Below are 11,084 nucleotides of genomic sequence, written 5' to 3' on the forward strand. Positions count from 1 at the left end.
CGATACAATACGGAGAGGCGCAGCGATGCGCTCGGCGGCCGCACGCCGGCCGAGTTCCGCGCCGCGCTGGGAAGGGCCGCGTAACGGTCCAAGAAATCGTCCGCAGTCCCAGCTTCAGAGTGGGACGCAGTTTCCCCAGGAGCCCCCATCGGGAAACTGCATCCCGGAATTCGCCTGAATAGTGGGGTGCGGTTTCCGAAAGGGTGCCGTCTGGGAAACCGTGTCCCGGAATTCCCTCCCGCGCCTGGTTGTTCCGCATCGCATCTATTGGGCAAAGCGATCTGTCCCCATTGCAACAATCTGTTGATTGAACGTCGCTGTATGTTCGCGCTATCATGCATGGTTAAAATTGGTTAGCCATGGCAAACGGTTAGCAATGGTGAACATAAATGCAACGCCCTGTGGGCGTCGGGGGAGGAACACGTACGTGAAGCTCGATACACTCGAGATTGGAAAGGACGCCGTTGTCGCATCGGTGGCATCGGACGATCAGGCACTCCGACAGCATATTTTGGACATGGGCTTAACGCCGGGCACCGAAGTCACCATGATGAAGTACGCCCCCATGGGCGACCCGCTCGAGATTCGCCTGCGTGGCTACGAGTTGACGCTGCGCAAAGACGATGCTGCTCGCATTGAGCTCGTGGGTATTCACGACACCGATACGAGCCCGCGCGTTAACGCCGCAATCGGCACGACGGAGCACCCGGCGCTCGGTGAGGGGACGTATTCGCCCCGCGCGGCAAAAACGGCCGTGCCCGAGGGCGCGCCGCTGCACTTTGCCCTCGCCGGCAACCAAAATTGCGGCAAGACCACGCTGTTCAACCAGCTGACGGGTTCCAACCAACATGTTGGTAACTTTCCCGGCGTGACGGTCGACCGCAAGGACGGTACTGTTCGTAACCACCCCGAGGCGAGCGTTACCGACCTGCCCGGTATTTATTCGTTGTCGCCGTACACGGGCGAGGAGATTGTCAGCCGTCAATTCATCCTTGACGAGCATCCCGACGCCATCATCGACATCATCGATGCCACCAATATCGAGCGTAACCTCTACCTGACGCTGCAGCTTATGGAGCTCGACTGCCCCATGGTCATCGCGCTCAACATGATGGACGAGGTGACGGCCAACGGCGGCGCCGTGGACGTCAACCTGCTCGAGAGCCTGTTGGGCGTGCCTGTTGTCCCCATTAGCGCTGCCCGCAACGAGGGTATCGGCGAGCTGGTGGATCACGCTCTGCATGTGGCGCGGTTCCGCGAGCGCCCGGGTCGCCTGGACTTCTGCGCGCCCGATGGCCCGGACGGCGGTGCGCTGCATCGCTGTATCCACGGCATTGCCAACCTGATCGAGGACCATGCCGTGACGGCCCGCATTCCGCTGCGTTTTGCGGCGACCAAGCTGGTTGAGGGCGACGAGCTGGTGACCGAGGCACTTCACCTGGATCGCAACGAACTTGACGCTATTGAGCACATCATTACCCAGATGGAGGGCGAGGCTGGCACCGACCGCCTGTCCGCGCTGGCCGATATGCGCTTTAGCTTTATCGGCGACGTGTGTGGGCGCTGCGTCGTCAAGCCGCACGAGAGCCGCGAGCACGTGCGCTCCGTTAAGATCGACCGCATCCTGACGGGCCGCTACACGGCCATTCCGGCGTTCCTGGCGATCATGGGCCTCGTCTTTTGGCTGACGTTTGGCGTGATCGGCGCGGCGTTGCAGGGACTTATGGAGGACGGCATCGCTGTCATCATCGCCTCGGCCGATGCGGGTCTCAAGGCGTTCGGAACCAACGACGTGGTGCGCTCGCTGGCTGTCGACGGCGTGCTTACGGGCGTGGGCAGCGTGCTGACCTTCCTGCCGATTATCGTCGTGCTCTTCTTGTTCCTCTCCATTCTGGAAGACTCCGGCTACATGGCGCGCGTGGCCTTTGTCATGGATAAGGTGCTGCGTCGCTTTGGCCTGTCGGGCCGCAGCTTCGTGCCCATGCTCGTTGGTTTTGGCTGCACCGTGCCGGCTATCATGTCGACCCGTACACTCCCATCCGAGCATGATCGCAAGATGACGGTCATGCTCACGCCGTTCATGAGCTGCTCGGCCAAGTTGCCGGTTTACGGCTTGCTGTGCGGAGCATTCTTCCCGCAGGCGACGGTCCCAGCCATGGTCTCGCTCTATCTGATTGGCATTGCGGTCGGTTGCATCGCGGCTTTGGTGCTCAACCGCACAGCATTTAAGGGCGACCCGGTGCCGTTTATCATGGAGCTACCCAATTACCGCCTGCCGAGCATCAAGACGACGGTGATGCTGGCGTGGGATAAGGCCAAGGACTTTATTACCAAGGCCTTTACCATCATCTTTGCCGCCACCGTGGTCATCTGGTTCCTCCAGACGTTTGACATCCGCTTTAATGTGGTCGCCGATCAGTCGCAGAGTCTACTTGCCGGTCTGGGTAGCATCATCGCGCCGTTGTTGGCGCCGCTTGGCTTTGGCGACTGGCGTGCATCCACGGCGCTCGTCACCGGACTTATCGCCAAGGAGAGCGTCATCTCGACCCTCACCGTGCTTTTGGATGCAACGTCACCCGCGGCGCTGTCGACCATGTTTTCGCCGTTTACCGCCTACGTGTTCTTGGTCTTTACGCTGCTGTACCCGCCCTGCGTGGCGGCAATCGGTGCCGTCAAGAGCGAGTTGGGCGCGCGCTATGCCGTTGCCGTGTTTGCGTTTCAGGTGACGGTCGCCTGGATCGTGGCGTTTGTCGTGCATTCGGTGGGCATATTGCTGGGGTTGGCTTAGCTATTTATTGACGGCGCAACCTCTGTGTATTGAGTTGATTGCGGCCCCGCATCTGTACTGACGGATGCGGGGCCGTTGCTATATAATCGCCCACCGCCCAAGACAATCGGAGGGGTTTCCTACATGACTCAGGCAAGACAAGATGGCATCTCGCTCAAGCAGTGGCTCCCGCTTATCGGGCTCGCCTGCTGCGCGTTCGTGTTCAACACATCGGAGTTCATGCCCATCGGCCTTCTGACTGATATTGCCGTATCGTTCTCGCTCACCGAGGCCCAGGCAGGCATCATGATTTCGGTCTACGCCTGGGGCGTCATGCTGCTGTCGCTGCCGCTTATGGTGTTTGCCTCGCGCTTTGAGTTCAAGCGTATGCTGCTCGGCGTGCTCGCCGTGTTCTCTCTGGGTCAGTTCCTGTCCGCCGTGGCGCCCACCTATCCTATTTTGGTCTGTGCACGCCTGGTGGTCGCTTGCGCACATGCCGTGTTCTGGTCGGTCGCCTCGATTATGGCCTCGCGCCTGGTCGACACCCGTCACGGGGCGCTCGCCATCAGCATGATCGCCACGGGCTCGTCCATCGCGCAGATCTTTGGCCTGCCGATCGGCCGCGCCATCGGGCTGGCTGTGGGCTGGCGCATGACATTCGCTGTGGTCGGGGCCTTTTCTGCCGCCGCGGTGGTGTACCAGGCAGCGGTGTTCCCGGCCATGCCGGCGGGTGAGCGCTTTGCCGTTAAACAGCTGCCCGAGCTGCTCAAGAACCCGTTCCTCATCGCGCTCTACGCGGTCACGGTTTTTATGGCGACCGGCTATTACACAGGCTACAGCTATATCGAGCCCTTCCTGGCGCAGGTCGCGCACGTCGACGCGGGCGCCATTACCATGACGCTGACGGCGTTTGGCTGCTCCGGTCTGGTGGGCAGCTGGCTGTTTGGCCGCCTGTTCGACGGGCATCGCTTCCCGTTTTTGGCTATCACGCTCTCCGGCGTGCCAGCGGCCCTGCTGCTCATAGGTTCGGCCGCATCGTCGCTCGCAGCAGTGCTTGCTGTCTGCGTGCTGTGGGGCTGCTGCGCCACGGCCTTCAATGTGGCGTTCCAGGCCGAGCTCATCAAGTACACGCCGGCGGATTCGTCGGCTGTCGCCATGTCGATCTTCTCGGGCCTTTTTAATCTGGGTATCGGCACGGGCACCGCGATCGGCGGCGCCGTGGTTTCGGGTCCCGGTATCGCCTGGATCGGCTTCGCGGGCGGGGCGATTGCCGTCGTGGGCGTCATCCTCGCCATCACGGTGATGTTCCCAGCCATCCGCCGCGCCAAGCCCGTCGCCTAATCACGTCCCCTCATCAGTTGCGGTGGAATAGTTCCTGTTTAAGGCTTCTGAAGGCCCAGACAGGAACTATTCCACCGCAACTTATTTTGGGGAAGAGGATGCAAGCCGGGCATACAATGGATGTCGTTGTGTTGGCTTACCGGGAGGTTGCTATGTGGGCATACGAGACGACGTTCTATCAGATCTATCCGCTGGGCTTTTGTGGAGCTCCGCGCGAAAACGCCGCGCCCGTTGCCGAGGATGCGCTTGCCCAGGCTGCCAACGACGCGCCCAACCCCGATGCCCCCATCATGAAAATCGCCCAATGGGCCGACTACCTGCGAAAACTCGGTATTGGCGCTGTGCTCATCAACCCACCGCTCGAGTCCGATAGCCATGGCTACGACACGCGCAGCCTGCGTCACATCGACCGTCGCCTGGGTGGGGATGCCGACTTTGCCGCCGTGTGCGAGACGCTGCATGCCCACGGCATCCGCGTGGTGCTCGACGCCGTCTTCAACCACGTCGGTCGCGGCTTTTGGGCCTTCCGCGATGTGCAGGAGCGCAAGTGGGACTCGCCCTACAAGGACTGGTTCCACATCAGCTTTGACGGCGACTCATGCTACGGCGATGGCTTTTGGTACGAGGGCTGGGAAGGCCATTTTGAGCTCGTGAGGCTTAACCTGCAAAACCCCGCCGTGGTCGATTACCTGCTCGAGTCCGTGCGCCGTTGGGCCGATGTCTTTGGCGTCGACGGTCTGCGCCTGGACGTCGCCTATATGCTCGACCGCGACTTTATGCGCCGCCTGCACGCCTTTGCCCGTGAGCTCAAGCCCGACTTTGTGCTGATCGGCGAGACGCTCCACGGCGACTACAACCAGATCGTCAACGACGAGATGCTCGACTCCTGCACCAACTACGAGTGTTACAAGGGACTGTACTCCAGCTTTAACTCGATCAACATGTTCGAGATCGCCCACTCGCTGCACCGTCAGTTTGGCGGCGATCCGTGGTGCATCTACCGCGGCAAGCACCTGCTGTCGTTTGTCGACAACCACGACGTGCCGCGCCTGGCGAGCATCCTCACCGACAAGTCCTGTCTGCGTCCCGCCTACGGCATGCTCTTTGGCATGCCGGGCATCCCGTGCATCTACTATGGCAGCGAGTGGGGAATTGCTGGCGAAAAGGGTGGCCCCGATGGCGACTGGGCGCTGCGCCCTGCGCTCGATGAGCCTGCGCCCAACGAGCTGACGGCCTTCATCACACAGCTTGCGCACCTGCGCTCGGCCGACGACGCGGCGGCACGCGCTCTCAGCTACGGTGCGTACCGCAACGTGATGATTCAGAACAAACAGCTGCTGTTCGAGCGCGCCTGCGACGACGCGACGGTGCTCGTGGCGGTCAATGCCGTGAACGAGCCTTATACCTTTGGAGCCGGCGAACTCAACGGCTCCTTCGTCGACCTACTTGCCGACGATGCACCCACGGTCGAGCTGACGGGTGCGCTTGAACTTGCGCCCTACGAGGTGCGCTATCTGTTGAGGGCCTAGGTCATGGCGGCGTCAGACGAGGGCTATCAACATATTGAGCATGGGTTTGAGCCCGTGTTTGACCGGCACTCGCGCGTTTTGGTGCTGGGATCGTTTCCCTCGGTGCTTTCGCGCACCAATGCCTTTTATTACGGCAACCCTCAGAATCGCTTTTGGCGCGTGATGGCCGCGTGCCTTGGTGTGCCTGTACCACCCAACGAGGGCGACCCTTTGGTGGGCGGCGAGCCCGCGACGCTCGACGCCTCTATTGCCGCCAAGCGATCCATGCTGTTGAACGGTGGCTTGGCCCTGTGGGATGTGATCGAGAGCTGCGACATTAAGGGGTCGAGCGACGCGAGCATCAAAAACGTTGTGCCGGCATATATCGAACGCATCACTGGAGCTGCGCCCATCGAGCGGGTGGTATGCAACGGAGGTACGGCGGGGCGCCTCTATAAGCGCTATCTACAGGAGCGGACGGGTCTGTCCGCTGTCGTATTGCCGTCAACTAGTCCCGCTAACGCGGCCTGGCGCCTGGAGCGGCTTATCGAGCGCTGGCGCGAGGCAGTTGACTGGACCACACGGTAATCTAGATCCTTTATTGAGCATGGGCGCCGAGGCGTTTGATGATGGCATGCCAGATTGGTGCGGGCACGGCGGGCTTGACGCGCACCATGCCGTCGACATCGACGCTATCGGCCTCGCCGCCGCCAAGCAGCTGCGCATGCTCTATGGAGCAGCCCATGCGCACGGCGCCTACAAGCTTATCCATCGCTTCGGAAAATGGCCGGCGTAAGAGGCCCATACGCGGGGAGTGGCGAAGCGCCGCAATACCGCTGCCGGCGCAGATGACAACGCCACCGCACCATGGCAGGTCACGTAGAATACATGCCCGGCGCAGCCGCATGGCGGTTTCGCGTGCCCGTTCGGCGTCCTCGGACCCAGCAAGAACGACGACATAGACGCGTGTCTCTGTATCCCCGAAGCGATCGAGTATCTGCTCGACAGCGATCATCGCCTCATCATCAAATGCATCATCAACAGCGAACACCATGCCATCGACTACACCGGCATCATCCGCCTCCAAGTCGACCGAACGGGGGAGCGCGGTGTCGGAAAGCTGAGCATAGGCGGCGATGGCATCCTGCAGGTCCCAAAGCAAAAACTCAAGATCGGCGCTCTCGGGAATACTGATATATGCAATGGTTTGCAGCGTTTTTGGTACATCGCCGCGTGCAGTTGTCTCCATGCCGCCTCCTTTCCGGTTGGTTTCCGTTTAGGTTACACCGTCTGGTGGCGCGCGGGCGCGCTATCCTAGTGCAACCCTTACGAAAGGAACGCCATGCGTCTACCCATGAACACCTCGCTTGCCACGCTTAAGCCCTCCGGTATCCGCCGGATCAACGCACTCGCCGCCCAGCATCCGGGGTGCATCGCGCTCGCGCTTGGCGAGCCCGATTTTCCCACGCCCGATGTGATTAGCGCCGAGGTGACCGCCGCGCTGGGCCGCGGTGACACGCACTATCCGCCCAACAACGGCCGTCCCGCCCTGCGCGAGGCGCTGTCTACCTACATGGGAGACGCGGGCCTTACGTTTTCGGCCGACGAGGTCATCCTGACCGACGGCGCGACCGAGGCCCTGTCGGCAACATTTATGGCCATGCTCAACCCCTGCGACGAGGTTATTATCCCCACGCCGGCCTTTGGCCTGTACGAGAGCATCGTCGTGGCCAATCATGCCAAGGCGGTCTTCTTGGATACGGAGCCCGCGCAATTCCAGATTGACGAGGACGCGCTTCGCGCCTGCGTGACGCCGGCGACTAAGGCCATCGTCATCTGCACGCCCAACAATCCCACGGGCTGTATCCTCGACGCGGCATCGCTCGACGCCGTGGCACACGTGGCAGAGCAAGCGGGCATCTACGTAATCTGCGACGACGTATATAACCGCCTGGTCTATGTGGATGGCTATGAGCGCTTTGCCCAGCGCCACCCGGAGCTACGCGAGCAGACGGTGGTCATCGAGAGCTTCTCCAAGCCATGGGCTATGACCGGCTGGCGCTTGGGCTGGCTCGCAGCTGCAGCCCCCGTCATCGCCGAGATCGCAAAAGCTCACCAATACCTAGTATCGAGCGCCGTCTCCTTCGAAATGGACGCCGCGGCCCGAGCCCTGACCGTCGACCCAACCCCCATGCTCAAAGTCTACCGAGCCCGCCGCGAACGCGTGCTCGCAGCCTTAGACACCATGGGCCTCGACGTAGTGGAACCAGCCGGCGCCTTCTACGCTTTCCCCAGCATCAAACAATTCGGCCTAACAAGCGAAGACTTCTGCATCAAAGCCATCAAAGAAACTAACGTAGCCCTAGTCCCCGGAGACTGCTTCGGAACCGAAGGCCACGTCCGCTTAAGCTACTGCGTCTCCGACCAAGATCTGGACGAAGGCCTCCGCCGCCTGTCCAAATTCGTGTCAACCCTATAGCCCACCGGGACCCAAAACCATCAGCCCACCGACCCAAGCATTATGAGTGGGGCGCGCCGGCCAACGGAAAACCGGGCTGCCCCATAGTTGACGCAGGCCGCGCCGCCGAAGGCCAGGCGCAAGGTTTTCGTAGATTCCGCACGAGCCGAAGGCCACTTAATGTGGCCTTCGTGCGAGCCCAGGACTTGACCGAGCGAAAACCTTGCGCCTGGCCTTCGGCGGAGCGTGCCGGATGGTGGAATTGTGTGCAGCCCGGTTTTCCGTTGACCGACGCCGGGGTTCCCGCCATAATACTTTCGGTTCACGCACGAATCCGCTGCCAGAGACAGCCGGTGCAAACGGGCATTGCCCGCGAGCTCAATGGGATATCCCGCCAGCCGAGGTGGTCGAGTAGATATGTCTTCTCGCCCCCGTCGCTCATGCAGCGCGGGGGCTTTCTTTTTGGACATGCCCCCGTCACGTCCTTGTGGCGGACCGTGCCCGGAAAGAATTCGAGGAGGTGTAATTCATGCCCCAGCAGTACAAAATCGACAAGGTTGCAGAGATCGAGTCCCGTATCGCCGAGAATGCCGGTCTGTTCGTCGTCAACTACAACGGTCTGACGGTTAAGCAGGCTCAGGAGCTGCGTCATCAGCTTCGCGAGTGCGGCGCCGAGATGAAGGTCTACAAGAACAACCTGGTCAAGATCGCTCTCAAGAACCAGGAGCAGCCCGAGCTCGACGAGATCCTCGCCGGCCCCGTCGCTTATGTGTTCTACGAGACCGAGCCGGTCGAGGCCGCTAAGACCCTTAAGGACTTCTCCGCTAAGTCCAAGGGTGTCCTTGAGATTAAGGGCGGTATCTCCGACGGCAAGGCCGTTTCCGCTGATGATGTTAAGGCTATCGCCGAGCTGCCCACCAAGGACCAGCTTCTCGGCCAGATCGCCGGTCTCATCTCCGGTTTCGCTCGCGACATCGCTGTCTGCGTCAACGGCGTTTCCTCTGGTCTCGCTCGTTCGATCCAGCAGGTCTCCGAGCAGAAGGCAGCCTAGTCGCTGTTTTCACCCGCGGCGGCAACGCCGCACCCCTGGCGCATTCGCGCCGTGTTTTAACTGATCTCCGTGCACAGACACGGAAACCGAAAGGACTTAGAAATGGCTAAGCTTACCACCGATGAGATTATCGATGCTCTTAAGGAAATGACCCTTCTCGAGGCTTCCGAGCTCGTTAAGGCTATCGAGGACACCTTCGGCGTTTCCGCCGCTGCTCCTGCCGCTGTTGTCGCCGCTCCCGCTGCTGGCGCTGCTGAGGCCGAGGAGAAGACCGAGTTTGACGTCGTGCTCGAGGGCTTCGGCGACAACAAGATCCAGGTCATCAAGGCCGTCCGTGAGCTCACCAACCTTGGCCTGAAGGAGGCCAAGGAGGTCGTCGAGAGCGCTCCCAAGGCTGTTCTCGAGGGCGCCAAGAAGGAGGACGCCGAGGCTGCCAAGGAGAAGCTCGAGGCTGCTGGCGCTGCTGTCACCCTCAAGTAATCAGGCTTTCTCGCCAGATTTCTTTGCAGACGGGGTTCGCATTGCGAGCCCCGTCTTTTTTGTTTTGCCCCCTCATTCCCATTGCTCGGCACGCAGAACACCGCTGTCTTCGCCGTGCCAATCCCGTTACCGCTGGGGCATAAAATTGCACCATTCGAGCAATAATTTGCGTTGACCTGCTGAAGAATTGCGTTTGCCTTACGGCGACGTATGTCTCCGGCGGTAAGATACTTCGGTATCGCAATTTGGTCTGCGGCCGCCGTGCCGCACGCTTGGGGCGCTTTGCGCCTGCGAAAGGATCCTTGAATAATATGAAGGCAATCATCCCCGCCGCCGGTCTAGGCACGCGTTTTCTGCCTGGCACTAAGTGTACGCCCAAAGAGATGCTGCCGGTTCTCGACAAGCCGGTTATCCAGTACGTCGTTGAGGAGGCGCTCGCTCCCGAGGAGGTCGATGATGCTATCATCGTCACCTCTCCTGGCAAGCCCGAGCTGTTGAACTACTTCCAGCCCGATCGTTCGCTCGAGAACCTGCTGCGCGAGCGCGGCAAAGATGCATATGCCGATGCCGTTGCCCACGCAGGCGGTATGCCGGTCGACTTCCGTTATCAGTACGAGCCCAAGGGCCTCGGCCATGCCATTCGCTCGGCGGCCGATGCTGTGGCGGGGGAGAACTTCCTGGTTCTTCTGGGCGACTACGTTGTGCCCAACCATGACATTTGCGACAAGATGCTTGCCGTCTCCAAGGAGCATGGCGGCGCTTCGGTTATCGCTGTTGCCGCGTGTGCTCCCGAGGAGGTCAGCCGCTATGGCGTTATCGCCGGCGAGCGCGTGGGCTCCCTCGAGGGCGCTGAGGGCGTTGGCGATGCCGAGCCTGGCGCCGTGTGGCGTATCGGCGGCTTGGTGGAGAAGCCTGCTCCCGAGGCTGCGCCTTCTAACCTTTACATCGTCGGACGCTATCTGCTGAGCCCGCTGGTCATGGAGCTGCTTGCCGACCAGCAGGCCGGCAAGGGCGGCGAGATCCAGCTGACCGACGCCATGGCCCGTTCGCTCGACCGCGAGGCCATGTACGCCGTCGTCATCGATCCTCTGTCGGGCTACGACACCGGCACGCCTTCTGGCTGGATGGCCACCAACGCCCTTATGGCCGCAAGCGATCCTCGCTTTGCCGATGCCTTCTGGGATGCCATCGACGAGCGCGGCGGCTTGATGCGCAAGTAAACAGCGCTTACGGGTGCGGACTTCGGTCTGCACCCGTTTTTTGCGAACTGCCGCTTAGCTCCGGAAAGTGCGACCCACAATTTGGTCGAATTCTGGGATGCGCTTTCCGGCTGAGGACCCTAGCGGAAAGCGCATCCCAGAGTATCGGCGGGACTGCGGACAAAAAGTTGGACCGTTGAGGTCCGGAACGGAGTCCGCATGGCATACAGTAGGAGAATGGTGGAGAGGGCCAGGGCGCTTCGCGGCGCCGGGCTCACCG

The 11,084-nt window shown here is 61.2% G+C and carries 9 protein-coding genes; 8 read left to right on the forward strand and 1 reads right to left on the reverse strand.

Features of this window, described 5'->3' with window-relative positions; genetic code table 11:
• Window positions 1-376 precede the first annotated feature (376 nt).
• From feoB to ACTM82_RS08525, 4 genes are all read left to right on the forward strand, one after another.
• Entirely contained in the window at window positions 377-2,788 is a 2,412-nt protein-coding gene (gene feoB / locus ACTM82_RS08510) for a ferrous iron transport protein B (RefSeq protein ID WP_441088540.1), read from the forward strand.
• A 123-nt stretch (window positions 2,789-2,911) separates the two neighbouring features.
• On the forward strand, window positions 2,912-4,108 hold the full coding sequence (locus ACTM82_RS08515) for an MFS transporter (RefSeq protein ID WP_441055740.1): 1,197 nt from the start codon (window positions 2,912-2,914) through the stop codon (window positions 4,106-4,108).
• 152 nt (window positions 4,109-4,260) lie between these two features.
• On the forward strand, window positions 4,261-5,637 hold the full coding sequence (locus ACTM82_RS08520) for an alpha-amylase family glycosyl hydrolase (RefSeq protein ID WP_441055739.1): 1,377 nt from the start codon (window positions 4,261-4,263) through the stop codon (window positions 5,635-5,637).
• A 3-nt stretch (window positions 5,638-5,640) separates the two neighbouring features.
• A complete protein-coding gene (locus ACTM82_RS08525; protein WP_441055738.1) occupies window positions 5,641-6,204 on the forward strand; it encodes a uracil-DNA glycosylase family protein in 564 nt (187 codons plus the stop codon).
• A 10-nt stretch (window positions 6,205-6,214) separates the two neighbouring features.
• On the opposite strand, the gene ACTM82_RS08530 is transcribed toward ACTM82_RS08525, so the two are convergent.
• Window positions 6,215-6,865 (reverse strand): hypothetical protein, encoded by a 651-nt coding sequence (locus ACTM82_RS08530; RefSeq protein ID WP_441055737.1) that lies wholly within the window; start codon window positions 6,863-6,865, stop codon window positions 6,215-6,217.
• A gap of 93 nt (window positions 6,866-6,958) precedes the next feature.
• Between ACTM82_RS08530 and ACTM82_RS08535 the strand changes: the two genes are divergently transcribed.
• The 4 genes from ACTM82_RS08535 (at window position 6,959) to ACTM82_RS08550 (ending at window position 10,825) form a co-directional block, all read left to right on the forward strand.
• Window positions 6,959-8,095, forward strand: a complete 1,137-nt coding sequence (locus ACTM82_RS08535) for a pyridoxal phosphate-dependent aminotransferase (RefSeq protein ID WP_441055735.1) — start codon at window positions 6,959-6,961, stop codon at window positions 8,093-8,095.
• A 508-nt stretch (window positions 8,096-8,603) separates the two neighbouring features.
• On the forward strand, window positions 8,604-9,125 hold the full coding sequence (gene rplJ, locus ACTM82_RS08540) for a 50S ribosomal protein L10 (RefSeq protein ID WP_117646079.1): 522 nt from the start codon (window positions 8,604-8,606) through the stop codon (window positions 9,123-9,125).
• Between the two features lie 102 nt (window positions 9,126-9,227).
• On the forward strand, window positions 9,228-9,605 hold the full coding sequence (gene rplL, locus ACTM82_RS08545) for a 50S ribosomal protein L7/L12 (protein ID WP_154514707.1): 378 nt from the start codon (window positions 9,228-9,230) through the stop codon (window positions 9,603-9,605).
• A 311-nt stretch (window positions 9,606-9,916) separates the two neighbouring features.
• Window positions 9,917-10,825 (forward strand): UTP--glucose-1-phosphate uridylyltransferase, encoded by a 909-nt coding sequence (locus ACTM82_RS08550; RefSeq protein WP_154514705.1) that lies wholly within the window; start codon window positions 9,917-9,919, stop codon window positions 10,823-10,825.
• The last annotated feature ends 259 nt before the right edge of the window (window positions 10,826-11,084 follow it).

Source organism: Collinsella sp. HCP3S3_E5, assembly GCF_052067635.1.
In the GTDB taxonomy this organism is placed as follows: Bacteria; Actinomycetota; Coriobacteriia; order Coriobacteriales; family Coriobacteriaceae; genus Collinsella.

Bases quoted from the DNA above. Each gene is read 5' to 3' on its own strand.
- ACTM82_RS08530 (WP_441055737.1), bottom strand. From the start codon at position 6,865: ATGGAGACAACTGCACGCGGCGATGTACCAAAAACGCTGCAAACCATT.
- rplL (WP_154514707.1), top strand. From the start codon at position 9,228: ATGGCTAAGCTTACCACCGATGAGATTATCGATGCTCTTAAGGAAATG.
- ACTM82_RS08525 (WP_441055738.1), top strand. From the start codon at position 5,641: ATGGCGGCGTCAGACGAGGGCTATCAACATATTGAGCATGGGTTTGAG.
- ACTM82_RS08550 (WP_154514705.1), top strand. From the start codon at position 9,917: ATGAAGGCAATCATCCCCGCCGCCGGTCTAGGCACGCGTTTTCTGCCT.
- ACTM82_RS08520 (WP_441055739.1), top strand. From the start codon at position 4,261: ATGTGGGCATACGAGACGACGTTCTATCAGATCTATCCGCTGGGCTTT.
- rplJ (WP_117646079.1), top strand. From the start codon at position 8,604: ATGCCCCAGCAGTACAAAATCGACAAGGTTGCAGAGATCGAGTCCCGT.
- ACTM82_RS08535 (WP_441055735.1), top strand. From the start codon at position 6,959: ATGCGTCTACCCATGAACACCTCGCTTGCCACGCTTAAGCCCTCCGGT.
- ACTM82_RS08515 (WP_441055740.1), top strand. From the start codon at position 2,912: ATGACTCAGGCAAGACAAGATGGCATCTCGCTCAAGCAGTGGCTCCCG.
- feoB (WP_441088540.1), top strand. From the start codon at position 377: ATGGTGAACATAAATGCAACGCCCTGTGGGCGTCGGGGGAGGAACACG.